Raw genomic sequence first — 24,198 nt, forward strand, 5'->3', positions numbered from 1 at the left:
ACGGTAGAGGGCGACCTGTCGCTTTCCGCAACGATAGTTACCTACGATGACGTCATGGTGCCGCTCGATCCCGACATGTTCACCGGCTGCCCGCCGGTCGCCGCGCCCATCCGCATCGGCGACAAGTGGACCGCGAAGATCATCCGCTGCCTGGAGTCGGGGCCGCGGCGCTTCACCGAGCTCCAGACGCCGCTGCGCGGCATCACCCCGAAGGTCCTCACCGAGTCCCTGCGCGCCATGGAACGTGACGGCCTGCTCACCCGCACCCCGTACGACGAGATCCCGCCACGGGTCGAGTATGCGCTCACCGACCTCGGCCGCACCCTCCTCGAACCCATGAACGCCGGCTGCGAATGGTCCAGGAGGCACCTGGCCGAGCTGATGCGCGCCCGCGAGAGCTGGGAGTCGGCCAGGCTGGGGGCATGAGAGCCCCGACGCCACCGAGGGACAGCGGAATCGATCTAGGCGCGGATGCGTTGTCGTGCGCAGAAGGGGCGATGGTGAGTGGCCGCCGACAGGCGTCGTAGGCTGGCCCTCTGGCGAACGAATAGGAGGTGACGCCCCGTGTTGCGAGACTCGTTCGGACGGGTGGCGACAGATCTTCGGGTGTCCCTCACGGACAAGTGCAACCTGCGCTGTACGTACTGCATGCCACCCGAGGGCCTCGACTGGCTGCCCAACGCCAAGCTCCTCACCGCCGACGAGATCGTCCGCCTGGTGCGGATCGGGGTCGAACGTCTCGGCGTCACCGAGGTCCGCTACACCGGCGGCGAGCCGCTGCTGCGGCGCGAGCTGGTCGACATCGTGGCCCGCACCACCGAGCTCCAGCCGCGGCCGCAGGTCTCGCTGACGAGCAACGGCATCGGGCTGGCCCGCCTGGCCGGGCCGCTGGCCGCCGCCGGGCTCGACCGGGTCAACGTCTCGCTCGACACGCTCGACCCCGAGACGTTCAAGCGGCTCGCGCACCGCGACCGGCACGCCGACGTGATCGCCGGGCTCGCCGCGGCGGACCGGGCCGGGCTGCGTCCGGTCAAGGTCAACGCCGTGCTCATGCGCGGCCTCAACGAGCACGAGGCGGTCCCGCTGCTGCGCTGGTGCCTCGAGCAGGGCTACGAGCTGCGTTTCATCGAGCAGATGCCGCTGGACGCCCAGCACGGCTGGAGCCGCGCGGACATGGTCACCGCCGACGAGATCCTGGGCCTGCTGGCCGACGGGTTCGACCTCGTGGCCGACGACCTGGAGGAGCGGGGCAGCGCGCCGGCCGAGCGGTTCCTCGTCGACGGCGGGCCGGCCAGGGTCGGCGTGATCGGGTCGGTGACGCGGCCATTCTGCGGCGCGTGCGACCGGGTCAGGCTCACCGCCGACGGTCAGGTCCGCAACTGCCTGTTCGCCACCGAGGAGTCGGACCTGAAGACCGCCATGCGGGCGGGCGCGTCCGACGAGGAGCTGGCCGAGCGGTGGATCGCGGCGGTGGCCCGCAAACGCGCCGGGCACGGCATCGACGACCCTTCCTTCCTCCAGCCCTCCCGCCCGATGTCCGCCATCGGCGGCTAGGCCCCGCGGCGATGGGGCGGAGCACACGATGACCCCCACCCACGCCTTCGGAACCGGCGGCGCGCCGTCGCCTTCCGCGCGGCCGGCAGCGGCCACCGGCGACGGCGGCCGTGGAGGGCCCGCGGAGCGGGCCTACGACGCGGTGATCCTGGCCGGGGGACAGGCGCGGCGGCTGGGCGGGCGGGACAAGCCCGCTCTCACCGTGGGCGCCAGATCCCTGGTCGAGAACGTCGTCGCCGCGGCCTCGGGTGCCCGCCGCACGATCGTCGTCGGCCCGGAGCGCCCTCTTCCGGGTGTCCTGTTCGCCCGTGAGGATCCGCCCGGCAGCGGCCCCATACCCGCCCTGACCGCCGGTCTGGCACACGTCACGGCCCCGTGGGTGGCGCTGCTCGCCGGCGACCTGCCGTTCCTGACCACGGCGCACGTACGGGCCCTGCTCGACGCCGCCGGCCCCGGCGCCGGCGCGGTGATGGTGGACGACGGCGGGCGCGAGCAGTGGCTCGCCGGCGCCTGGCCGGCCGCGGAGCTGAAGCAGGCCCTAGCCGCCTACGGCGGACGCTCGCTCAAGGGCCTGCTGGCTCCCCTTGCCGGCACGCGCCTGGCGCTGCCCGGGCGGCCGTGGTTCGACTGCGACACAATGGACGACCTGGAGGAGGCTCGTATGAACGTGCTCAACGAATGGACCGCGCTGGCCTGCAAGGAGCTGGGCATCGACCCGGCGACCGTGGACCGCGACCAGATTCTCGACCTGACCAAGGACGTCGCCCACGGTGTGGCCCGCCCGGCCGCGCCGCTGACGGCCTACCTGCTCGGGCTGGCTCAAGGGGCGGGCACCGCTCCTGAGGACGCTGTGGCGAAACTGACCACATTGGCGAAGAACTGGAGCCGCGCCACCACCGAGACGCTGACAGACGACTGACACTCGAACGAACTCTTGAAGTCAAGCCCGCGCCTGCCTGAAAGTTTCCTGTGAATTTTGGGGCGGGAGCGGGTGTAAACGATTTCGGGAAAGCGGCCCTACCCGATCTGTCTGGTGGGCGCCGCACTAGATCGTCCGGCCGGCAAAGGTTCGCCAGAAAAGGGCGACGCCGGGTGGTTACGGGGGCAAACCACCCGGCGTCGCTTCATCGGCGTTCCGACGGGGGCCCGGAACGCCGGCACCAGCACTCCGACGGGGGACCGGAGCGCTTGGCTAAAGCGTACACCTACAACCCATGGGATGCGTCAAGACTTAGTCACGACCCGATCTCGCGTCGATGCAGCGGTATCTCGGTTTGGTTAGCTTCAGGGCTCTGAAAGGTAGGAGGCGGGGCAGCCTTCCCCCTCTCATTGGCCCCGATTACCGCTATGTATGGCAAAAAGACCGCTGCCGCGATGAACAGCAGCCGGTACGGCCACGGCACCGGCACCACGACAGCCAGGATCAGGCAGATCGTGCGAAGCCCCATCTTGATGAGGTAGCTGATCTCACGCTTGCGGATGTCCGCCGACAGCGACGGCCTGGCGTCGGTGACCTGGTGGACATCTGGTTTCCTGCGCCACCCCTTCATAGCTTCCACGGTAGACCTCGCAGGAGCCGGGTGCGACGGCGCACCCGGGTGGTGACGGGGGTCATGCGATCATGGCCTTCGGGTAAGGAGGAGAGGGCGATGACGGATCGAACGTACCGGGTCACCGAGATCGTCGGAACGTCGACGGAGAGCGTCGACCAGGCCATCCGCAACGGCATCCGGCGGGCCGCGCAGACCCTGCGCCACCTCGATTGGTTCGAGGTGACCGAGATCCGCGGCTACATCGACGCGGGTGAGGTCGCGCACTTCCAGGTGGGGTTGAAGGTGGGCTTCCGGCTGGAGGACGCCTGAGCGTCGTCCTGAGGGCCTTCCCGGGGGTGGCAGGGCGCGGGGCGGCCGGGCCGGCGCCATCCGCCGCTCGTGATCCGATCTGAGCGGTTAGATTGGCCGATGTGAGTGCCGAATTCCGACTTCTCCTGGTCTGTACGGCCAACATCTGCCGTTCCGCCATGGCAGAAGTGATCGCCGGGGCGATGCTCCAGTCAGCGCCCTTGCCCATGGCGACGGCCAGCGCGGGGGTGCGCGCCATGGTCGGCCACCCCATGGCGCCGCACGCGGTCGCCGCGCTGGCCAAGCTCGGCCTCGACGGGCGGGCGCACCGGGCCCGGATGCTGGACCGGGACCTGGTCCGCTCGGCGGACCTGCTGCTGACGATGGAGGCCGCGCACGTGCCCGTCGCTGTGGGCCTCGACCCGGAGGCCGCGCCCAAGACGTTCACGCTGCCGGAGTTCGCCGCTCTCGCCGCCGGGGCCGGGGGCCGGCGCTACCGCTCCGACACGGTGGAGCGGGCGCGCGCCATCGTCCAGTCGGCCGCCGCCCGCCGCGACCGCAGGCGCGTCCTGGACGTCTACGACCCGTACGGCGGCCCGCCCGAAGGCTACGACGCCTGCGCCAAGACCGTCGGCGAATCCCTCAGCCACGCCCTCGGCGCCCTCCTCGGCCCCCGCTGACCTGCGCGACCGGCGGCCGGGTCGTCAGCTCGCCTGGCTGACCGTGGACATGTTGAAGTCCGGCACCCGCACCGGCGGCATGATCGTCCGCTGGAAGTAGTCGTTCCACTCCCGCGGCAACGTCCGCTCGCTCGCCCCCACCTCCGTCAGCCGCCCCAGCAGGTCCACCGGGCTCTCGTTGAAGCGGAAGTTGTTCACCTCGCCCACGACCTCGCCGTGTTCCACCAGGTAGACCCCGTCCCGGGTCAGCCCGGTCACGAGCAGCGTCTGCGGGTCGACCTCCCGGATGTACCACAGGCAGGTGACGAGCAGCCCGTGCTGGGTGGAGGCGATCATCTCCTCCAGTGACCGCCCGCCCCCGGCTCCCGTCATGATCAGGTTGTCGATGCCCGGCGTCACCGCCAGCCCGCTCAGCTCCGCCGAGTAACGCGTCTGCAGCAGCGCCTCCAGCCGCCCGTCCTTGATCCATTCGGTCGGCCCCAGCGGCAGCCCGTTGTCGAAGACCGAGCTCTGCCGGCTGGAGGCGTGCGCCGTCACGAACGGCGCGCACGCGATGCCCGAAGCGGCCGGATCGCTCGACAACGTCACCGGGAGCGTGCCCAGTTGCTCGCCCACCCGGGTGCCCCCGCCCGGCTTCGAGAAGACCGAACGCCCGTCCAGCGCGTCCCTGGCCCCCGACGACCAGAACAGGTAGATCATCAGGTCGGCGACCGCGCTGGGCGGCAGCAGCGTCTCATAGCGCCCGGCCGGCAGGTCCACCCGGGTCTTGGCCCACTCCAGCCGCTGCGCCAGCGAGGAGTCGAGCGCGGCCACGTCCACGTCGGTGAAGTCCTGCGTGGACACGCCCGTCCACGCCGAGCGCTTCAGGTCGGCGGACTTGGCGTTGAGCTCCATCCGCCCCGTCGGCTGGTCGTGGCGCAGCCGCACGCCCGTGGACGTGCCGAGGAAGGTCGTAGTGAACGAATGCTCGGCGAAGCCGTAGAGCTTCCTGCCGCCCGCCTCGGCGGCGGCGAAGGCCTCGCCGAGCGCCGGCGCGAACCCCTCGAACACCCCGATGTCGGTCGGACGCACGTCAGCGTCCCATTGCGACGACGCAGGCACGCCCTCGACGAGCGAGCGGGCGTCCTCGGCCGGCTGCGCGTCCCGCGCCGCCGCGTCCGCCGCCGCCACGACGTCGGCGAGCTGCTCGTCGCGTACGGAGGCCCGCGACACCACCCCCACGCCCTCGCCCGCGATCGAGATCACGGTCAGCCGCGAGGAGCGGGCGACGCCGTTCGTGGTGAGCGTGTTGCCCGCGAAGCGCAGATTGGCCGTGGACCCCTCGTCCACGAGCACCACGCAGCCGTCGTTCCGGGAGAGCTCCAGCGCCCTCTCCACCATCTCTTGAGGCGTCACTTCCCACCCTCCTGCACGGTGTTGAGGATCCGCACGCCCTTGAACAGCGCCGACGGACATCCATGACTCACGGGGGCGACCTGCCCCGGCTGTCCCTTGCCGCAGTTGAACGCCCCGCCCAGCACGTACGTGTCAGGCCCGCCGACCGCCTCCATCGACCACCAGAAGTCCGTCGTCGTCGCCTGGTAGGCGAAGTCCCTGATCTGCCCGGCCAGCTTGCCGTGCGAGATCCGGTACGCCCGCTGCCCGGTGAACTGGAAGTTGTAGCGCTGCATGTCGATCGACCAGCTCTTGTCGCCGACGATGTAGACGCCCCGCTCGACCCCGGCGATCAGCTCGTCGGTCGAGGGCCCGTCGGGCGCCGGCACCAGCGACACGTTCGCCATGCGCTGGATGGGCATGTGCCCGGGCGAGTCGGCGAACGCGCATCCGTTGGACCGCCCGAGCCCCTTCATCAGCGCCATCCGCCGGTCCAGCTGGTAGCCGACCAGGATGCCGTCCCTGACGATGTCGAAGCTCTGCCCCTGCACGCCCTCGTCGTCGTAGCCGATCGTGGCCAGGCCGTGCGTGACGGTCCTGTCGCCGGTCACGTTCATCAGCGGCGAGCCGTAGACCAGCTCACCCAGCTGGTCGAACGTGGCGAAGCTGGTGCCCGCGTACGCCGCCTCGTAGCCCAGCGCCCGGTCCAGCTCGGTGGCGTGGCCGATCGACTCGTGGATCGTCAGCCACAGGTTGGACGGGTCGATCACCAGGTCGTAGTCGCCCGCCTCGACCGACGGCGCCGCCAGCTTCTCCGCCAGCAGCTCCGGCAGCTGGTCCAGCTCGGCCGGCCAGTCCCAGCCGGTGCCCGTCAGGTATTCATAACCGCGCCCGACCGGCGGCGCGATCGTCGACATGTCGTCGAAGCCGGTCTCGTGCGCCTTCATCACGTTGAGCTTGGGATGCACCCGCACCCGCTGCTGCGTGGTCACCGTGCCGGCCGTGTCGGCGTAGAACTTCTGCTCCTTGACCTGCAGCAGCCGCGCCGACACGTGGTCGGCGCCCTTCATCAGCCCGGCCGACCACGCCGCCAGCAGGCCCACCTTGTCGGCCTGCGGCACCTCGAACGGGTCCACGTCGTAGGACGACACCCACACGGCCTCGGCGTGCACCGGCTCCGGCGCCAGCTCGATCGGCTCTCTGTTGATGGGCGCGCTCACCTCCGCCACCCGCACCGCCTGCTCGGCCACCACCGCGGCGGCCTCGGGCGTCAGGTGGATGCCGGCGGCGAACCCCCACGTGCCGCCCTTGACGACCCGGACGGCGTAGCCCAGGTCGTCGGCGTCCATGGCGCCCTCGAGCCGGGTGTCGTAGAGGCTGAGCGTCTCGGCTCTGACGCGTTCGAGCCGGAAGTCGGCGTGTTCGGCACCGAGGTCGCGAGCGCGTTGCAAGGCGGCGTCCGCCAGCTGCCGCAGCGGCAGCTCCAGGAAATCGGGATCGATCTGGCGCATGTCCACGATCCTAACCCCGTGATCTTGTGCCACCCGGACAAGCCGATACCGGCGGGTAGGAGATAACGTCAGGTTCCATGGCACGCTCAGTACTCGTCACCGGGGGCAATCGCGGCATAGGCCTCGCGATCGCCCGTGAACTCGCCGCGGCCGGCGACGCCGTCGCGGTCACCTACCGATCGGGGGAGCCGCCCGAGGGCCTGTTCGGCGTGCGCTGCGACGTCACCCGCACGGCCGAGGTCGAGGCGGCCTTCGACAAGGTCGAAGCCGAGCAGGGCCCGGTGGAGGTCCTGGTCTCCAACGCCGGCATCACCAAGGACACGTTGCTGGCGATGATGAAGGAAGACGCCTTCACCGACGTCATCGACGCCAACCTGACCGGCGCCTACCGCGTGGCCAAGCGGGCCATCCGCCCGATGATGAAGCTCAAGCGCGGCCGGATCATCCTCATCTCCTCCGTCGTGGGCCTGTCCGGCCAGGCGGGACAGGCCAATTACGCCGCCTCCAAGGCGGGCCTGGTCGGCTTCGCCCGCTCGCTGGCCCGCGAATACGGCTCGCGCAACATCACGGTCAACGTGGTCTCGCCCGGCTTCGTCGCCACCGACATGACGGCCGACCTCGATCACGAGAAGATCGTCGCGAACATCCCTCTCGGGCGGCAGGCGGCCCCCGAGGAGGTCGCGCGTGTCGTGCGCTTCGTGGCGAGCGACGACGCCTCCTACATCACCGGGGCCGTGATCCCGGTCGACGGCGGACTCGGAATGGGGCACTGACGTGGGCATTCTCCAAGGCAAGCGGATCCTGGTGACCGGCGTGCTCACCGACGCCTCGATCGCGTTCTCGGTGGCCAAGCTGGCACAGGAGGAGGGCGCCACGGTCGTCCTCACCGGGTTCGGCCGGCTGAGCCTGGTCGAGCGCATCGCCAAGCGGCTGCCGTCCCCGGCGCCGGTGCTGGAGCTCGACGTACAGAACACCGAGCACCTCGACACGCTGGCCGCGCGGGTCGGCGAGCACGTCGATGGCCTCGACGGGGTCGTCCACTCGATCGGCTTCGCCCCGCAGAGCGCGCTCGGTGGCAACTTCCTCAACACCTCGTGGGAGGACGTCGCCACCGCGCTGCAGGTGTCGACGTACTCGTACAAGTCGCTGGCCGTGGCCTGCCTGCCGCTGATGAAGGAGGGCGGCGCGGTCGTCGGCCTCGACTTCGACGCCTCCAAGGCGTGGCCCGTCTACGACTGGATGGGCGTGGCCAAGGCCGGCCTGGAGTCCTGCAACCGCTACCTGGCCCGTGACCTCGGCAAGCAGAACATCCGCGTCAACCTGGTCGCGGCCGGGCCGCTGCGGACGATGGCGGCCAAGTCGATCCCCGGCTTCAAGGAGTTCGAGGACAGCTGGCCGGAGAAGGCGCCGCTGGGCTGGGACCTGGGTGACACGGTCCCGGCGGCGAAGGCGTGCGTGGCCCTGATGTCCGACTGGTTCCCGGCCACGACCGGCGAGATCGTCCACGTGGACGGCGGCGTCCACGCCATCGGCGCCTGACCTGATCCCTCGGGCAACGTCTGCGCCCGCGCCGAGACGGGCTCCCGGCCGCACCTGACCGTGTGACCGGGGGCGTTCCCCGGCCTATGCCAGGCGGTGGCGGCCACTGCCGACGCGGGCCGGCTCGAACGGGATCGACTCCACCTGCTCCGTACGCTGCCGCCGCTGCTGCACGATCCGCGCGGCCAGCACCGCCGACCCCAGCAAGGCGATCGTCAGCGCCGTCCCCAGCACGTCGGAGGCCGGCGGCGTGGGCCGGACCACCTGCCGGTCCTGCATCGGCACCGTCAGCTCGTGCGCGAACGGGTTGGGCCACAGCAGGTCGACCCGGGGCTCGTCCGTGTCGGCGGTCGGCCGCTCGGTCACCGGCCGCTCGTTGTCCATCTGCTGCGGCCGGCTCTCCGGTGGTGTGGGCGCGCCGGTCGGCACGGCAGTGGAGTCCTTCTCGCGCGAGCCGGTGCGGTCGGGGGAGGGCGTGGGGGACGACGCCTTGTCCTGCACGCTCTTGTCCTCGCAGGCCAGCACGGGCAGGCACACGTCGCCGAGCCCTTCGGGCACCAGCCCGGTCTTGGTCGGCGTGGCCGACGGCTCCGATGGCGTGGACGGGGTGGACGTGCCGGTAGGGACCGCCTCGCCGACCCGGCCGAGCACGTCGTCGGTGGTCTTGTCCACCCCGCTCGTCACCGGGTCGGTCGTGCCGCCGGTCAGCGAGTCGACGGTGTCGGTGACGGTGGTGACGACGTCGCACAGGGTGTTGGTCACCCCTGACAGCAGGCCTCCGCCCTTTGCGCAGTCCTGGCCCGTGGCGGACGTGGTGGCCGCCGCCGCGGCCGGGGCGGCAACCGGGACGGCCGACAGCGCCACCGCGAGAACTCCGGCCGAGATCGCGGTCCTGCTCCCCATCCGTCCCCTCCTGCCTCGCCTCCGAAGGAAATCTTTATGGATATCGCTCGTCAGACGCAGGCTTTTCGCGGGTAAAGTTGCGATTCGGTATCGACTAGTGATACGTGAGTGATGCTCTCGTTCGTGATCAGTCAAGTGACGACACGTCATCGAGGGCCTCTCGGATCTCTATGGGCAGCACCACGTCCTCGGCCGGCAAGGCCCCGGTGAGCTGCGCGTGCGTACGGGCGCCGACGATGGCCGAGGCCACGCCCGGCTGGTCGCGCACCCATGACAGGGCCACGGCCAGCGGCGACACCCCCAGCCCGTCGGCCGCCGTCATGACGGACTCGACCACCCGGCGGCTCCTCTCGTCGAGGTAGGGGCGTACGAAATCGGCGAAGTGCGGGGCCGCGGCCCGGGAGTCGGCCGGGATGCCGGTGCGGTATTTCCCGGTCAGCACCCCCCGGCCCAGCGGAGACCAGGCCAGCACCCCGACGCCGAGATGGGCCGCGGCGGGCAGCAGCTCGCGTTCGGGCTCGCGGGCCAGCAACGAGTATTCCACCTGAGCCGAGGTGATCGGGATGCGTCCGGGGATCATTTTCTGGGTGACTGCCGCGGCGGCCAGCTGCCAGCCGCTGTAGTCGCACACGCCCGCGTAGACGGCCCGGCCGGAGGCGACGATGGCGTCGAGCGCGGCGAGCGTCTCCTCCAGCGGCACTTCCTCGTCGTAGGTGTGCAGCTGCCACAGGTCGACGTAGTCGAGCCCGAGGCGGTTGAGCGAGTCGTCGACCGCGGCGATCAGGTGGCGCCTGGAGGCGTCGCGCGGCCGCCGGCCCGCCGGCGTCACCACGGCCTTGGTGGAGATCACCAGCTCCGCGCGCGGCACGGAGTCGCGCAGCAGCCGGCCGAGGAGCCGCTCGGCGTCGCCGCCGGTGTAGACGTCGGCCGTGTCGACGAGGGTGCCGCCCGCGTCCACGAACGTGCGGAGCTGGGCGGCCGCCTCGTCCGCGTCGGTGTCACGGCCCCAGGTCATCGTGCCGAGCCCCAGCCGGGACACCGACAGGCCGCTGTGGCCGACATAGCGCTGCTCCATGATCCCGCCAGGTTACCGCTCGGGCGGCCTCGACGTCGTGCCTCGGCGGCCCGCGCCACCCACGCCCGTCCGCCCGGCTTCGACACGGTGATCGACGCCTGCGACACTTGCGGGGTGACCACGCTGCTACTGGCCCGGCACGGGCTGACCCACCTCACCGGGCCGGTGCTGGCCGGCCGCACTCCGGGGGTGCGGCTGAGCGAGGCGGGCCGGGCGCAGGCCGCCGCGCTCGCCGAGCGCATCGCGGGCGTCAGGCTGGACGCCATCGTCTCCAGTCCGCTCGAACGCTGCAGGGAAACGGCCGAAGCGGTGGCCGAGGGCCGGGAGCTCGGCGTGGAGCTCGACGAGCGGTTCATCGAGTGCGGCTACGGCGGCTGGACCGGGCGGCCGCTGAAGGAGCTCGCCCGCGAGCCGCTGTGGCAGGTGGTGCAGGCGCACCCGAGCGCGGCGACATTTCCGGATGGGGAGTCGCTGGCCGGAATGCAACATAGGGCCGTCTCGGCGGTCCGGGAGTGGAATCAACGCCTGGGGGAGAAGGCTGTCTACCTGGTTTGCAGCCACGGCGACGTGATCAAGTCGATCGTCGCCGACGCTCTGGGGCTCCACCTGGATCAGTTTCAGCGGATAACGGCTGATCCGGCGGCTCTCACCGTCATTCGCTATGCCCCCTTGCGTCCCTTTGTTCTCAGACTCAACGATATGGGGGAATTGCGGCTTCCCGAGGATTCGGAGGAGAAAGACGGGGGAGAAAACATCACCGGGAGCGATGCCGCCGTCGGTGGCGGGTCCGGAACCACGTAAGGTCAGGCTATGCCGGTCTTCGACTACGACCCACCAGAGAGGTTCGTCGCCGGTGCCCTCGGGCAGCCGGGTGCGCGGGTTTTCTTTCTGCAGGCCAGGGCCGAGGGCAGACTGACCACGGTGGCGCTGGAGAAGCTCCAGGTGGCCGCGCTCGCGGGCAGGCTGGACGAGTTGCTCGACGAGGTGCTGCGGCTCAGCGGGGGCACCGCGCACGTGCCCGCACTGGCGCCGGCCGACCTGGCCGACGACGCGCCGCTCGACGTGCCGGTCGCGGAGGACTTCCGGGTGGGCACCATGGCACTGGCGTGGGACGCGGAGAGATCCCAGGTGGTGATCGAGGCGCAGGAGGTCATCGAGGAGGAAGATCTCGAGAGCCCGGACCCCGCGGTGCTGCGCGTGCGGATCAGCGCGGGCGCCGCGCGCGCCTTCACCCAGCGGGCCCTGCAGATCGTCGCGGCGGGCCGGCCGCCGTGTCCGCTGTGCGGGCAGCCTCTCGACGCCGCCGGGCACGTCTGCGTGCGCCTCAACGGATACCGCGGGGGTGAGGCGGCTACGTGAGCGAGCGAAGCGAGGGAACAATCAGACGCAGCACCTTGGTCGCGAGGCCGACGAAGGAGGCCTTGTGACCGCTTCGGAGAGCGAACCGGCCGTCAAACCGTCCAACCCGCCGGGCATGCATGACGAGGACGCCCTCACGCTGCTCCGCGACGGCCGCCTGGAGGTGGCCGGACGCCTCGTCGAGGCCACCAACATGACGCTCTACTGCTCGGTCAAGCTGGGCGAGAGCTCGGCCGCCTGCGTCTACAAGCCGGTGCGCGGCGAGCGCCCGCTGTGGGACTTCCCCGACGGCACCCTGGCCGCCCGCGAGGTGGCCGCCTACGAGGTGTCGCAGGCGACCGGCTGGCGCATCGTGCCCCCGACGGTCTACCGCGAGGGCCCCTTCGGCCCCGGCATGGTGCAGCTGTGGATCGACACCGAGCGCGAGATCGACCTCATGCGGCTGGTCAAGAGCCGCAACCCGGTGGTGCGCCGGATGGCGGTGTTCGACGCGGTGGTCAACAACGCCGACCGCAAGGGCGGTCACCTGCTGCCGCTGCCGACGGGGCACGTCTACGGGGTGGACCACGGGGTGTGCTTCTCCGTCGAGGACAAACTGCGCACGGTGCTGTGGCAGTGGCGCGGCAAGCCGCTGGCCAGGGAGGCGGTGGCCGTGCTGGCCAAGCTGGAGCGCGACCTGGAGTCCGGGGCGCTCGGGCGCAGGCTGCGCGAGCTGCTGACGCTGGCGGAGGTCGAGGCCACCTGGCAGCGGGTCAGGCGGTTGCTGGACACCGGCGTGCACCCCTACCCGTCGGAGGGCTGGCCCGCCATTCCCTGGCCCCCCATCTGATCGCCTGAGCCGGTTTAATACCCTTTGCCCATGTGCACGCTGATCGTGAGAACCGGGCAGCAACTGACCCTCATGGGCGTGAGAGACGAGTTCGCCGACCGTCCGTGGGAGGGGCCGGGGGAGCACTGGCCGGACTACCCGGGCGTGATCGGCGGGCGTGACCTGAAGGCCGGGGGCACCTGGCTGGCTCTCCACCCGGCGGCCCGCCGCGCCGCCGCTCTCCTCAACGCCTCCGGCATCCCCGCGCCCGAGACGACGAAGATCTCGCGGGGCGACCTGGCGTTGCGGGCGGCGTACACGGGCGAGCTGCCCGACGCGGACCTGACCCGCTACGACCCCTTTCACCTCGTGCTCGCCGACCTGCCGGCCGATGGGGCGCGGGTGCGGCTGTTCAGCTGGGACGGCGAGCGCAGCACCGTCTCCGGCCTGCCCGAGGGCACCAGCATGATCGTCAACTCGGGCCTGGACCCGGCCAGCGAGCGGGTCGTCGCCTACCTGCCCAGGTTCGAGACCGAGGTCTGGCGGGAGCTGATCACGGCGGCGCCGTCCGCCGACCCGGGCGCGCTCATCGTCCGCCACGAGCTGCCCGACGGCCGGATCTTCGCCTCCCTGTCGGTGATGGAGGTCGCGCTCGCGCCGGACGGCGTGACGTACGACTTCACCGACCTGACCGCAGAACGGGACGGATAGGCTCAGGGACATGAGATCGTGGTCTGCCCAGAACGTTCCAAAGCTCCCTGGTGAGAGCATTCCGCTGCGTCTCTACGACACCTCCGCCAAGCAGGTGCGGCAGACCGATCCCGGGCCGACCGCCAGGATGTACGTCTGCGGCATCACCCCCTACGACGCCACGCACCTCGGCCACGCCAACACCTACCACGCCTTCGACCTGGTCGGCCGGCTGTGGCGGGACGCGGGCCACGAGGTCCACTACACGCAGAACGCCACCGACGTGGACGACCCGCTGCTGGAGCGCGCCGCCCAGACCGGCGTCGGCTGGCAGGACCTGGCCGAGCGGGAGATCGAGCTGTTCCGCGGCGACATGGAGGCGCTGCGGATCCTGCCGCCCCGCGAATACGTCGGCGTCACCGAGGTCGTCGGCGGGGTGGCGGAGCTGATCGCCAAGCTGTCGGCCAAGGGCGTCACGTACGCCCTCGACGGCGACGTCTACTTCAGCGTGGCCGACGCCCCCAAGTTCGGCCAGGTGTCCGGCTACGACGAGACCGAGATGCTGGCCCTGTTCGCCGAGCGCGGCGGCGACCCGGACCGGGCCGGCAAGCGCCACCCGCTGGACTGGCTGCTATGGCGGGCCGAGCGGCCGGGCGAGCCGTCGTGGGAGTCACGGCTGGGCAAGGGCCGCCCCGGCTGGCACATCGAGTGCACCGCGATCGCCCTGGACAACCTCGGCGCCGGCTACGACGTGGCGGGCGGCGGCTCCGACCTGATCTTCCCGCATCACGAGTGCGGCGCCTCCGAGGGGCACGCGGCCACAGGGGAGTGGCCGTTCGCCAAGTTCTACACGCACGCCGGCATGGTGGGCCTCGACGGTGAGAAGATGTCGAAGTCCAAGGGCAACCTGGTCTTCGTCTCCAAGGTGCGCCGGGAGCACGACCCGATGGCGGTCAGGCTCGTACTGCTGGCCCACCACTACCGCGCCGACTGGACCTACGTCCCCGCCCTGATCGCCGACGCCGAGCGCAGGCTGGCCCGCTGGCGCTCGGCCGTCCGCCTGGCCTCCGGCCCGGACGCCGGCGAGGTGCTGGCGCGGGTGCGTGAGCGCCTGGCCGACGACCTCGACTCGCCGGCCGCGCTGGCCGCGATCGACGCCTGGGCCGACGCAGCCCTCGCCGGCGGCGGCTCGGATCCCGACGCCCCCGACCTGGTCAAGGACCTGTCCGACGCCCTGCTCGGCGTCGCGCTCTAACCCTCGCGAAAACCCGCGCCACGCCGGGTTTTCCCATGGGCATAGCCGCCGGCCCCGCGCCCGCCTCAGGGCGCGGGGCGAGCCGCGCTCGCGGCGCCCGTCCCCCGCTCAGGCCCGCACCCGCTCGAGCCGCTCGATCGCGGCCAGCTCGGCCGAGAACCACGCGATCGTGCGGCGCAGCCCCTCCCGGGCGGGCACCTGGGCCCGCCAGCCCAGCCGCTCGGCCGCCAGCGTCGTGTCCGGCCTCCTGACCTTGGGATCGTCGGCGGGCCGGTCGACGAACACGATCGGCGACGACGATGCGGCCAGCTCCCTGATCGTCGTGGCCAGCTCCAGCATGGTCAGCTCGTCCGGGTTGCCGATGTTGACCGGCCCGGCGAAGTCGCTGCGGGCCATGGCCAGGATGCCCGACACGGTGTCGTCCACGTAGCAGATCGAGCGGGTCTGCGCGCCGTCGCCGGTGATGGTGATCGGCTCGCCGGTCAGCGCCTGCCTGATGAACGTCGGGATCGCCCGCCCGTCGAACGGGCGCATGCGCGGGCCGTACGTGTTGAAGATCCGCACGATGCCGGTGTCGGTGCCGCGTGAGTGGCGGTAGGCCGTGGTCAGCGACTCGGCGAAGCGCTTGGCCTCGTCGTACACGCTGCGCGGGCCGACCGGGTTCACATTCCCCCAGTACGTCTCCTTCTGCGGGTGTTCGAGGGGGTCGCCGTACACCTCGCTGGTCGAGGCGAGCACGAACCTGGCGCCCTTCCCCCTGGCCAGCCCCAGCGCGTGCAGCGTGCCCACGCTGCCCACCCGCAGCGTCTCGATCGGATAGCGCAGGTAGTCGGCCGGCGAGGCGGCCGAGGCGAAGTGCAGGACGAGGTCCAGCCGGTCGGGCACGTGCACGAACCCGGTCAGGTCGCACTCGATGAGCCGGAACTCCGGCCGGTCCATCAGATGCTCGACATTGCGCGGCCCGCCGGTCAGGAAGCTGTCCATGCAGACGACCTCCGCTCCGTCCTCCAGCAGCCGTTCGCACAGGTAAGAGCCGAGGAATCCGGCGCCCCCGGTGACCAGAGCCCTCATGACGTGACCTCCAACGCAGCGTCGACGACTTCGGAAACCTCGATCTTCAGCAGGCCGGGATCGACCCGCTGGCCGTGCGGATCCCCGTTGCGGCCGGCCCACAGCGCCACGTGGCGCCAGCCGGGCGGCGGGCCCCACAACGCCGGTGAGACCGGCCCGAACAACACCACCGACGGCACGCAGAACGCCGTCGCCAGGTGCGCGACGCCGGTGTCGCCGCAGACCACGAGTTTGGCCCTGCTGACCAGGTCGATCAGGTCGGCCAGGCAGGTCTGGCCGGCCAGCATGCGCTCGGGCGGCAGCCCGGCCAGCTCGGCGACCTTCCTGGCGATGGGCACCTCCTCGGCGGTGCCGGTGACGACGACGTCGTCCAGCGTGGCCGCGACCTGCGCGAACCGATCGGGCGGCCAGCGCCGCGCCGGGAAGGCGGCCCCCGGGTGCACGATCGCCGGCCCCGTACGGTCGGAGATGCCGAGCGTCAGGTCGCCCGGATCGGCCGGGATGCCGTGCCACTCCAGCAGCCCGCACCAGCGCCGCACCTCGTGCACGCCGTCCTGCCACGGCGGTCCCGTGCCGAAGCTGATCAGCCGCGCCGGCTCGGTGCGCCGCAGCGCGTCGATGCTCTGCGGCCCCTTTCCGTGCAGGTTGACCGCGATGTCCGGCCGCTCGAACGGCACCCTGTCCATCGGCACGGGGCCCGGCCCCGACACATCCACGTGGCCGTCCACCGCGCCGGTCAGCGGCAGCAGGGCCTCCAGTGTCCGCGGTGCGGCAAGGGTGATCCTGTGCCGCGGGAACGCCTGGCGCAGGGCCCGCAGCGCGGGCACGGCCGTGAGCAGATCGCCGAGACCGAGCCCGCGCAGCACCAAGAGCTCTAGGGCCATGACGTCTCCGTCGAGGGGCACACGACGAGCTCTCTCACCTCGCATCCGGCCGGCTGCCGCAGCGCGAACACCACGGTCTGCGCGACGTCGGCCGGATCGTTCAGCCCGGCCTCGGGACCCGGTTTGTACTGTTCCGGCCGCCCGTCGAAGAAGCTCGTCCGCATGCCGCCCGGAATGAGCAGGGTCACCCCCACTTCGCCGCGCAGCTCCACCGCCAGCGCCCGGGTGAGGCCGACGACGCCGAACTTCGACGCCGAGTACGCCGACGCGTCGCTCAGCGGCCGCAGCCCCAGCGTGGAGGCGCAGGTGACGACCCTGCCGCGGGTGTGCTTCAGGTACGGCAGCGCGGCACGCACGACGGACGCGGTGCCGAGCAGGTTCACCTTGATGACCCGCTCCCAGTCGTCGGCCGGCACGTCCTCCAGACGCCCGCACGCGTCGATGCCCGCGGCCGTCACCACGCCGTCGAGGCCGCCGGCCCGCTCGGCCAGCTCGCGTACCGCCCGCTCGGCCTCGCCGCGGTCGGCCAGGTCGGCGGTGACGTGATCGAAGCGCTGGTCCGGCTCTCGGACGTCGACGACCAGCGCCCGCCAGCCCTCCTTCTCCACGGCCTCGGCGGTGGCCAGACCGAGCCCGGAGGCTCCCCCGGTAATCAAGATGTTCACTGGATCTCCCTGATCAGATTCGTTGTCGATCGTCCCGGCAGGGTGCTCAGCACGACGATCTGCGCGCCGAGCCTGGCCAGGACCTCGGATTCGGGCAGGACCTCCCCCTCGTAGTCGCCGCCCTTCACCCACACGTCGGGGCGCAGCAGCTCGATGGCGCGGGCCGGGGTGTCCTCCTCGAACACCAGCACGGCGTCCACGCAGCCGAGCGCCCTGAGCACCTCCACCCGGTCACGCACGTCCACGATGGGCCGCGCGGGGCCCTTCAGCCGGCGTACCGAGGCGTCGGAGTTGACGCAGACGACGAGCGCGTCGCCCAGCGCCCTGGCCCGCCGCAACAGGCTCACGTGGCCCGCGTGCAGCAGGTCGAAGCAGCCGCCCGTGGCGATCAGCCGGCCGCCGTTGGCGCGGGTGAGCCCGGCCACCTCCAGCGCCGTGCGGGGCCGGTCGCCGAGCCGCTGCTCCTGGATCTTGATGGAGGCGGCGCCGCCGCGCTCCACGAAACGTGACGCCTCGCCGACGCCGATCGCCACCGCGTCCGCGGCGCCGTGGCCGTCGCGCAGCGCCAGGGCCGCGGCGGCGGCCAGCCGGTCGCCCGCGCCGCACGCGTCGTGGGCGCCGGCCCGCACGGGCGGCGGCACCCGGATGAGCGGCCCGCCCTCGACGGCCAGCGCGGCCCCGCACGCGCCCGTCGTGACGGCCACCGCCCTGGCCCGCAGCTCCCGCACCAGCCGGCGGGCGGCCTGGTCGGGGCTGCGGTAGGTGGACGGGCACAACACCCGCGCCTCGGCCTCGCTCGGCGTCAGCAGCGCGCAGCCCGGCATGGGGCGCTCGCCTCTCGGGTGCGGGTCCCACACCACCGGCACGGCGCTGTCGCGCAGCAGCTCGCCGGCCATCTTGGCCACGCCTCTGCCGTAGTCGGACACCAGCACCGCGCTGGCCCCGGTGATCGCCTCGGCGGCCGCCTGGCTGGGGGCGTACCTGGCCGTGCCGTCCCCGGTGTCCAGCCTGACCAGCGTCTGGTCTCTGGCCCTGACCCTGGTCTTGCGTACGGTGCCGCCGCGCAGCGGCAGCCGCACCAGGTCGAGCTCTCCCGACAGCAGCCCGCACAGGCGGTGCCCGTCCGGGTCGTCGCCGATCGCGGTGATCAGCACGACGTCGGCGCCGTCGCGGGCGGCCAGCAGCGCGGCCAGGCCGGCCCCGCCGGGGCGCGCCTGCTCGGCGGTGACGTCCACCACCGGGACGGGCGCGTCCGGGCACAGCCGCTCCGCCTCGCCCTCGACGTCCACATCGAGCAACGTGTCCCCGAGCACCACGAGCGGACCCATCAGAGCGACTCCTCCACCGCATCGCACAGCAAGTGGATCAGCGCGAGGTGCACCTCCTGCACGGTCGCCGTCTCCTCGGCCGGTACGGCCACCGCGTCGTCGCACAGTCCGGCCAGCGGATTGGGCGCCGGCCCGGTCATGGCCCAGGCCAGAATCCCGCCCTCCTGCGCCGCCTTGGCCGCGGCCAGCACGTTCGGGCTGGTGCCACTGGTGGACAGGCACAGCAGCACGTCGCCGGGCCGGCCGTGCGCGCGCACCTGGCGGGCGTAGACCTCCTCGGCGCCGAAGTCGTTGGCGATCGCCGTCAGCGACGAGCCGTCGGCGTGCAGCGGGATCGCCGCGTACGGCGGCCGGTCGTCCCTGAACCGGCCCACCAGCTCGGCCGTCAGGTGCTGCGCCTCGGCCGCCGAGCCGCCGTTGCCGCAGACCAGCAGCCGGCCCCCGGAGCTCAGCACGCCGGCCAGCTTCGCGCCCCACGCGCGCACCCCGGCCGCCTGGCCGTCGACCTTCTCCAGCGTGGTCCAGAGCTTTTCCAGATGAACGTCCACGATCAACCCCCCAGAGCCGCCAGACCGCACAGCTTGCCGTCGATGACCTGCGTGTACACGGCCTCGGTCCGCTCGGCCACGTGCGGCCAGCCGTACCTCTCACGGGCCCGCCTGGCCCCCGCCGCCGCGAGTTCGGCCCGTTTGCCCGGGTCGCCGAGCACGTCCTTCAGCGCCCTGGCCAGCGCGCGCGGGCGGCGGGGCGGCACGAGCACGCCGCAGCCGGCGACCGTGTCCAGGTGCCCGCCGACCGCGGAGGCCACGACGGGGACGCCGCACGCCATCGCCTCGACCGGGACCATGCCGAACGGCTCGTACCACGGCACCGTCACCACGACGTCGGCCGCGCGCATGAGCGCCGGCACCTGCGCGCGCGGCACGCTGCCGATCACGTGCACCCGCTCGTCGAGGCCGTACGCGGCGGCCAGCTCGCGCAGCCTGACGGCCTCCTCGTCGTCCGGGCTGCCGCCGGCGATCACCAGGTCGGCACCGGGCAGCCGGTGCAGCGCCGCGATGACGGTGTCCACGCCCTTGCGCGGCACCATCCGGCCGATGCACAGGATCATCTGTCCCCTCGGGCGCGGCGCCACCGGCCCGTCCGGGCAGAACGCCGTCAGGTCCACCCCGCACGGCACGACCATGATCCGCCGCTCCGGCACGCCCATCGCGCACAGCTCGCCCACCTCGTCGCTGCAGGTGGCGAGCACCGCGTCGGCCCGCTTGCCGATCTCGCGCTCGGTGTCGAGGCGGTGCGCCGGGCTGGTGTCCGCCTCGCCCTGCCAGCGCCGCTTGACCGTGCCCAGGGCGTGGAACGTCTGCACCACGGGGATGCCGTCGGCCGCCGCCTGCAGCGCCGCCTGCCCGCTCATCCAGAAGTGGGCGTGCGCGATGTCCGGCGGATCGATCGCCCAGTGGTCGGCGAGGCGGTCGGTGAACTCCGGCATGTACGGCGGCAGCTCGTCCTTCGGTATCGGCACCGGGGGACCGGCCGGCACGTACTCGACCGTGATGCCGGGCGCCAGGGGCACCGACGCCGGCTGCGACGTCGACGTGCGCCGGGTGTGGACCGTGATCGTGTGCCCGCGCTCGGCCAGCGCGACGGCCAGCGCGGCGACGTGCACGTTCTGGCCGCCCGCGTCGACGCCGCCGACCGCGGCCAGCGGGTCCGCGTGCTCGGAGATGAGATCGACCTTCACTGAGTCAGCTCCCTCACTGCCTTGACCACCTGCTCACTTGTCACCTGGGACAGACATGGGTGTCCGGGGATCGGGCACGTGCGCGCCCTGCTGTCCTTGCAGGGCGCCTGCTGATCGCCGAGCAGCACCGCGGGGACCCCGTACGGGGCCCAGCGCGCCGCCGGGACGACGGGGGCGAACAGGCTCACGACCGGCGTGCCGACCGCCGCGGCCAGGTGCGCGGGGCCGGTGTTGCCGGCCACGAGCACGCTGGCGTGTTCCAGCACGGCGGCCAGTTCGCCGAGAGTGGTCGCGCCGCCGAGGTCGGCCGCGTCGTCACCGGCCACGTAGGCCGTGAGATCACGTTCCGTGCCGGTCACGACGACGCGATGCCCGTCTTGCGCCAGCTCGTGTACGGCCTGCCGATGCTTTTCGGCCGGCCATGTCCTCGCGGGCGCCGACGTCCCCGGGTGCACCACGACATACGTGCTTTTGCCGGCATCGGCGCCGACGCTGGGCAAATGCCCCGTAAATTTGTCTATATCCGGCAATGGCCGCTGAACAGCGAGTTTGCCGTCATCGCCCGGTGGCAGCTCGAACCCCGCCGCCCGCGCCACGGCCAGCATCCGCTCGGCCTCGGGCACATCGAGGCTCTCGTCCACGACGTGGCGCACGTCCAGCAGCGAGCCGGGGTAGTCGTTGCTGATCGCCGTGATCCTGCGGACGCCGGCCAGCCTGAGCAGCAGCGCCAGCGGGAGCGCCGACTGGTGGAACGAGGTGAGGACCACCGCCTCGTCGATGCCGTGCAGCCGCCCGACCAGTCCGGCGACGTGCGCCTTGCTGACGGGCGGGGGAGTGTGGTCGATCCACGGGGCCTGCCACTCCACGACGTGGTCCACGCCGGGCAGCAGTTCGGCGGCCGCCCTGCCGTTCGGGCCGGCCAGGAAGACGACCTCCTCGGCCAGCGTGCGCACGGCCCGGACGGCGGGGCCGGTCAGCAGTACGTCCCCGGCGTCGTCGAGCCGCGCCACCAGCACCCGCCCCCGGCCGCCGGCGCTCTTGGCGGCGGCCCGTTCGGTCTGCTCGGCGCTCGCCCTCGCGGGCGTGGCCTTCGCGGCGGAGCCGCATCGCGCGGCGCCCGCCGTCGTGCACGGGCCCACACCGTACAGCACCGCTCCCGGCACGCGAGCGCTCATCGCCGCACCCTCCATTCCCCCCGCAGCCGGTGCGCGCATGCGACCGGCGGGATCACCACGCTGGTGACGACCATCCGCCACACCTCGTCGGGGGTACGCGGCCCCGGCGCGATCCGCCGCCACGCGAACTCCGCCGTCAAGGCGGCCCACACGGCCCCGGCGAGTCCGGCCAGGACCGCCGGTCCCCGCCCCAGGACCTCGCGGCGAGCCCCGACGATGCCCCGGGCGGCCAGGGTCAGCGCCGCCAGCCCGGCCACCGTGGTCACCGCGTGCGTTCGCAGCCGGCCGCGGCCACCGCCTATGGCCGCCCGCCACCCGGGCCCGTGCACGTGCCGCATCAGCGCGTCGTCGGCGTTGCCCCGCTGGAAGCGCACGCTGGCCCAGAACCCGTCCGGCCGCACCGGATGCGCCGTCACCCGGTCGCCGCGCACGAGCCGGTGGCCCGCCCGCGCGACCCGCAGCGCGAGGTCGGCGTCCTCCCGGTAGGCCCGGGGGAAGCGTTCGTCGAATCCGCCGACCGCCTCCAGCACCGATCGCCGGTAGGCCATGTCGGCCGTCACCCACAGCGCCCGCGCCAGCCCGGCGGTGTTGCGCTCGGCGTCGGTCGGCCGCCGGTCGGCCGGCAGCGGCACCACGATGCGGCCCTGGCTGCCCGCCACGTCCCCGGGCAGGTCCACTAGGTCCTTCCAGACCGCCTCGGTCCACCCGGGCTCGGGGATCACGTCGTCGTCGAGGAACACCACCCAGGGCGTGTCCGCGGCCCGCCACCCGGCGTTGCGCGCCGCGGCGGGTCCCCGGCCGCCCGATCGGACGACTCGTAGGCCCTCATGAGAAAAAGACGGCAGCGTCACACCACGCTCCTTCGTGCGACTGCCACCGCCACGACGAAGAGTACCCGTTCGATCGCGATTCGTAACCCGATCGTCCACCACGATCACCGGCACCCCGGAGCCCACGGCGGCGACCGTGTCGCCGAGCGTCGACCGTCCGATGGTGGGGATCACGACGGTGATCACGAGGCGAACACCTCCCCGCGCCGCACCACGTACGGCCCGAGCACGAGCACGTCCACCGGCGCCGACCCGAAGCATTCGAGCGCGTCACGCGGGTCGTCCACCATGGGCCGCCCCGCGGTGTTCAGGCTCGTGTTGACGATCACCGGCAGCCCCGTGCGGGCCTCGAACTCCGCCAGCACCCGCGCCATCAGCGGCTCGGCGGCGGGGGAGACCGTCTGGATGCGGGCGGTGCCGTCCACGTGCACGACCGCCGGGATGCGCGCCGCCCAGTCCGGGTGCACGTCGTGCACGAACAGCATGTACGGCGACGGCACCGGCCCCCGTCCGAAGATCTGGGCCGCCCGCGACTCCAGCACCATCGGCGCGATCGGCCGGAACTGCTCACGGCCCTTGACGTCGTTGAGCCGCTCGGTGTTGCGCGCGTGCCCGGGATGGGCCAGCAGCGACCGGTGCCCGAGCGCCCGCGGCCCGTACTCGGCCCGCCCCTGGAACCAGGCCACGATCTTGTCGGCGGCCAGCTCGGCGGCCACCGCCGCGGCCAGGTCGGCGGGCCGGGTGTGCGGCACGCGGGCCACCTCCAGCCACGCCCCCAGCTCCTCGTCGGTGAAGCCGCGCCCCAGCGCCGCGGTCGGCATGGGGGCGGCCGGCTCGCCGTACGCCTGCGCCAGGTGCAGCGCACCGCCCAGCGCGGTCCCCGAGTCGCCGGCCGCGGGCTGCGCCCACACCTCGTCGAACGGCCCCTCGTCCAGCAGCCGGGTGTTGGCCACGCAGTTCAGCGCCACGCCGCCGGCCAGCGCGAGCCGCCGCTCGCCGGTGCGCCCGTGCAGCCAGCGCACGAGCTCCATGAGGACCTCCTCCAGCCTGGCCTGCACGCTGGCGGCCAGGTCGGCGTGATCGGAGGTCCAGGCGCCGCCCTTGGGCAGGGCCTTGGCGTAGAGGTTCCAGTCGACGGGTTCGACGCGGAAACCGCCGTCGCCGGTCGTGTAGATCGCCTCGCGCAGCGCCTCCAGGTGGCGGGGCGTGCCGTAGGAGGCCATCGCCATGACCTTGTACTCGTCGCTGGAGCGCAGGAAGCCGAGGTGCTCGGTGACGTCCTCGTACATGAGGCCGAGGGAGTGCGGCAGCTCCTGGGTGGCCAGGACGTCCAGCTCGCCGTCGCGGTAGCGGCCCGCCAGGTGGGAGACGTTCTCGCCACGGCCGTCGCACACCAGCACTGCGCAGTCGCGCCCCTCCGTCGACCACTGGCAGGCTAGCCCCGCCGAGGCGGCGTGCGCCACGTGATGCGGCACGTAGCGGACCTGTCCGGGGTCCAATCCCGGCAATGCCGTGGCAAGGAACAGCGGGGCGCGCACCGCGTACGTCGTGCGCAGGTCCTCCCAATCGCCGTCCGGGCGCTGCGTCACCAGCGCCGGGTCGTACGAATAGGCGACCGCGTCGATGTCCTCGGGGGCGAGACCCGCCTCACGCAGGCACCAGGCGGCGGCCTGCTCGGGCAGTTCCCACGCCGAGAACGCCACCGGCCGCTTGCCATGCTTGCGGCGGCTGAAGCGTTCCTCCTCCGCCGCGGCCACGATCCTCCCGTCGGCCACCAGTGCCGCCGCCGGGTCATGAAAGATCGCGTTAATGCCGAGAAATCGCATATGTCCCCCCTCGGGATGTCGTGAACGGCTACCGAGAGAAGCGGTCCTCAAACCTGCCGCAGGCCCAGGAGATGGGGAAACAGGCGCGG

Annotated in this window: 26 protein-coding genes; 12 read left to right on the forward strand and 14 right to left on the reverse strand. The window is 72.3% G+C overall.

Going from position 1 to position 24,198, the window contains the following annotated elements; translation table 11 throughout:
• The first annotated feature begins 54 nt into the window (after nucleotides 1-54).
• The 3 genes from OHA25_RS33635 to OHA25_RS33645 all read left to right on the forward strand — a co-directional run bounded on the left by OHA25_RS33635 (nucleotide 55) and on the right by OHA25_RS33645 (nucleotide 2,473).
• Nucleotides 55-426 carry a winged helix-turn-helix transcriptional regulator gene (locus tag OHA25_RS33635; protein WP_327580943.1) on the forward strand — a complete coding sequence of 124 codons (372 nt, stop codon included), beginning with the start codon at nucleotides 55-57 and terminating at the stop codon, nucleotides 424-426.
• Between the two features lie 138 nt (nucleotides 427-564).
• Nucleotides 565-1,554 carry a GTP 3',8-cyclase MoaA gene (moaA, locus tag OHA25_RS33640; RefSeq protein ID WP_327580944.1) on the forward strand — a complete coding sequence of 330 codons (990 nt, stop codon included), beginning with the start codon at nucleotides 565-567 and terminating at the stop codon, nucleotides 1,552-1,554.
• A 28-nt stretch (nucleotides 1,555-1,582) separates the two neighbouring features.
• On the forward strand, nucleotides 1,583-2,473 hold the full coding sequence (locus OHA25_RS33645; RefSeq protein ID WP_327580945.1) for an NTP transferase domain-containing protein: 891 nt from the start codon (nucleotides 1,583-1,585) through the stop codon (nucleotides 2,471-2,473).
• A 316-nt stretch (nucleotides 2,474-2,789) separates the two neighbouring features.
• Here OHA25_RS33645 and OHA25_RS33650 read toward each other — a convergent pair whose 3' ends face one another.
• Nucleotides 2,790-3,104: a DUF3099 domain-containing protein gene (locus tag OHA25_RS33650; RefSeq protein WP_305921401.1), complete on the reverse strand. Its 315-nt coding sequence runs from the start codon at nucleotides 3,102-3,104 to the stop codon at nucleotides 2,790-2,792.
• A gap of 99 nt (nucleotides 3,105-3,203) precedes the next feature.
• Here OHA25_RS33650 and OHA25_RS33655 point away from each other — a divergent pair, with 99 nt between their 5' ends.
• Together OHA25_RS33655 and OHA25_RS33660 are read left to right on the forward strand one after the other, a co-directional pair.
• Nucleotides 3,204-3,416: a dodecin gene (locus tag OHA25_RS33655; protein WP_305921402.1), complete on the forward strand. Its 213-nt coding sequence runs from the start codon at nucleotides 3,204-3,206 to the stop codon at nucleotides 3,414-3,416.
• A gap of 101 nt (nucleotides 3,417-3,517) precedes the next feature.
• Nucleotides 3,518-4,075, forward strand: a complete 558-nt coding sequence (locus tag OHA25_RS33660; RefSeq protein WP_327580946.1) for an arsenate reductase/protein-tyrosine-phosphatase family protein — start codon at nucleotides 3,518-3,520, stop codon at nucleotides 4,073-4,075.
• A gap of 24 nt (nucleotides 4,076-4,099) precedes the next feature.
• Here OHA25_RS33660 and OHA25_RS33665 read toward each other — a convergent pair whose 3' ends face one another.
• A complete protein-coding gene (locus OHA25_RS33665; protein ID WP_327580947.1) occupies nucleotides 4,100-5,470 on the reverse strand; it encodes a metallopeptidase TldD-related protein in 1,371 nt (456 codons plus the stop codon).
• Complete coding sequence (locus tag OHA25_RS33670) at nucleotides 5,467-6,960, reverse strand: TldD/PmbA family protein (RefSeq protein ID WP_327580948.1); 1,494 nt, start codon at nucleotides 6,958-6,960, stop codon at nucleotides 5,467-5,469. The genes OHA25_RS33665 and OHA25_RS33670 overlap by 4 nt, the downstream gene beginning before the upstream one ends.
• Nucleotides 6,961-7,037: 77 nt before the next feature.
• Here OHA25_RS33670 and OHA25_RS33675 point away from each other — a divergent pair, with 77 nt between their 5' ends.
• Both OHA25_RS33675 and fabI read left to right on the forward strand, forming a co-directional pair.
• Nucleotides 7,038-7,733: a beta-ketoacyl-ACP reductase gene (locus OHA25_RS33675; RefSeq protein WP_327580949.1), complete on the forward strand. Its 696-nt coding sequence runs from the start codon at nucleotides 7,038-7,040 to the stop codon at nucleotides 7,731-7,733.
• A gap of 1 nt (nucleotide 7,734) precedes the next feature.
• Nucleotides 7,735-8,499, forward strand: a complete 765-nt coding sequence (gene fabI, locus OHA25_RS33680) for an enoyl-ACP reductase FabI (RefSeq protein ID WP_305921407.1) — start codon at nucleotides 7,735-7,737, stop codon at nucleotides 8,497-8,499.
• Between the two features lie 84 nt (nucleotides 8,500-8,583).
• Here the strand turns inward: fabI and OHA25_RS33685 are convergent, their stop codons facing one another.
• Together OHA25_RS33685 and OHA25_RS33690 are read right to left on the reverse strand one after the other, a co-directional pair.
• A complete protein-coding gene (locus tag OHA25_RS33685; protein ID WP_327580950.1) occupies nucleotides 8,584-9,402 on the reverse strand; it encodes a hypothetical protein in 819 nt (272 codons plus the stop codon).
• 127 nt (nucleotides 9,403-9,529) lie between these two features.
• The gene (locus OHA25_RS33690) at nucleotides 9,530-10,477 is read right to left on the reverse strand and encodes an aldo/keto reductase (RefSeq protein ID WP_327580951.1); all 948 of its coding nucleotides are present in this window, start codon (nucleotides 10,475-10,477) and stop codon (nucleotides 9,530-9,532) included.
• Nucleotides 10,478-10,591: 114 nt separating this feature from the next.
• On the opposite strand from OHA25_RS33690, the gene OHA25_RS33695 reads away from it, so the two are divergent.
• From OHA25_RS33695 to mshC, 5 genes are all read left to right on the forward strand, one after another.
• Nucleotides 10,592-11,278 carry an MSMEG_4193 family putative phosphomutase gene (locus OHA25_RS33695; protein WP_327580952.1) on the forward strand — a complete coding sequence of 229 codons (687 nt, stop codon included), beginning with the start codon at nucleotides 10,592-10,594 and terminating at the stop codon, nucleotides 11,276-11,278.
• 9 nt (nucleotides 11,279-11,287) lie between these two features.
• A complete protein-coding gene (locus OHA25_RS33700) occupies nucleotides 11,288-11,836 on the forward strand; it encodes a DUF3090 domain-containing protein (RefSeq protein WP_327580953.1) in 549 nt (182 codons plus the stop codon).
• 115 nt (nucleotides 11,837-11,951) lie between these two features.
• On the forward strand, nucleotides 11,952-12,665 hold the full coding sequence (locus OHA25_RS33705; protein ID WP_371825888.1) for an SCO1664 family protein: 714 nt from the start codon (nucleotides 11,952-11,954) through the stop codon (nucleotides 12,663-12,665).
• Nucleotides 12,666-12,695: 30 nt separating this feature from the next.
• Entirely contained in the window at nucleotides 12,696-13,355 is a 660-nt protein-coding gene (locus tag OHA25_RS33710) for an NRDE family protein (RefSeq protein WP_327580955.1), read from the forward strand.
• Between the two features lie 10 nt (nucleotides 13,356-13,365).
• Nucleotides 13,366-14,589: a cysteine--1-D-myo-inosityl 2-amino-2-deoxy-alpha-D-glucopyranoside ligase gene (mshC, locus tag OHA25_RS33715; protein ID WP_327580956.1), complete on the forward strand. Its 1,224-nt coding sequence runs from the start codon at nucleotides 13,366-13,368 to the stop codon at nucleotides 14,587-14,589.
• A gap of 108 nt (nucleotides 14,590-14,697) precedes the next feature.
• On the opposite strand, the gene OHA25_RS33720 is transcribed toward mshC, so the two are convergent.
• Genes OHA25_RS33720 through OHA25_RS33760 form a run of 9 tightly spaced genes read right to left on the reverse strand, consistent with a single transcriptional unit; the run spans nucleotide 14,698 to nucleotide 24,109 of the window.
• The gene (locus OHA25_RS33720; protein ID WP_327580957.1) at nucleotides 14,698-15,660 is read right to left on the reverse strand and encodes a UDP-glucuronic acid decarboxylase family protein; all 963 of its coding nucleotides are present in this window, start codon (nucleotides 15,658-15,660) and stop codon (nucleotides 14,698-14,700) included.
• Entirely contained in the window at nucleotides 15,657-16,544 is an 888-nt protein-coding gene (locus OHA25_RS33725; RefSeq protein ID WP_305921416.1) for a glycosyltransferase family 9 protein, read from the reverse strand. The genes OHA25_RS33720 and OHA25_RS33725 overlap by 4 nt, the downstream gene beginning before the upstream one ends.
• A complete protein-coding gene (locus OHA25_RS33730; RefSeq protein WP_305921417.1) occupies nucleotides 16,535-17,209 on the reverse strand; it encodes an SDR family oxidoreductase in 675 nt (224 codons plus the stop codon). The genes OHA25_RS33725 and OHA25_RS33730 overlap by 10 nt, the downstream gene beginning before the upstream one ends.
• Nucleotides 17,206-18,537: a PfkB family carbohydrate kinase gene (locus OHA25_RS33735; protein ID WP_327580958.1), complete on the reverse strand. Its 1,332-nt coding sequence runs from the start codon at nucleotides 18,535-18,537 to the stop codon at nucleotides 17,206-17,208. Before OHA25_RS33735 ends, OHA25_RS33730 begins: the two co-directional genes overlap by 4 nt.
• A complete protein-coding gene (locus OHA25_RS33740; protein WP_327580959.1) occupies nucleotides 18,537-19,085 on the reverse strand; it encodes a D-sedoheptulose-7-phosphate isomerase in 549 nt (182 codons plus the stop codon). The genes OHA25_RS33735 and OHA25_RS33740 overlap by 1 nt, the downstream gene beginning before the upstream one ends.
• Before the next feature lie 2 nt (nucleotides 19,086-19,087).
• A complete protein-coding gene (locus OHA25_RS33745; RefSeq protein ID WP_327580960.1) occupies nucleotides 19,088-20,278 on the reverse strand; it encodes a glycosyltransferase in 1,191 nt (396 codons plus the stop codon).
• Complete coding sequence (locus OHA25_RS33750; protein ID WP_305921421.1) at nucleotides 20,275-21,453, reverse strand: glycosyltransferase family 9 protein; 1,179 nt, start codon at nucleotides 21,451-21,453, stop codon at nucleotides 20,275-20,277. Before OHA25_RS33750 ends, OHA25_RS33745 begins: the two co-directional genes overlap by 4 nt.
• Nucleotides 21,450-22,469: a glycosyltransferase family 2 protein gene (locus OHA25_RS33755; RefSeq protein WP_327580961.1), complete on the reverse strand. Its 1,020-nt coding sequence runs from the start codon at nucleotides 22,467-22,469 to the stop codon at nucleotides 21,450-21,452. Before OHA25_RS33755 ends, OHA25_RS33750 begins: the two co-directional genes overlap by 4 nt.
• A complete protein-coding gene (locus OHA25_RS33760; protein WP_327580962.1) occupies nucleotides 22,466-24,109 on the reverse strand; it encodes a carbamoyltransferase family protein in 1,644 nt (547 codons plus the stop codon). Before OHA25_RS33760 ends, OHA25_RS33755 begins: the two co-directional genes overlap by 4 nt.
• Nucleotides 24,110-24,198 lie beyond the last annotated feature (89 nt).

This window comes from Nonomuraea sp. NBC_00507, from assembly GCF_036013525.1.
Lineage (GTDB): Bacteria > Actinomycetota > Actinomycetes > Streptosporangiales > Streptosporangiaceae > Nonomuraea.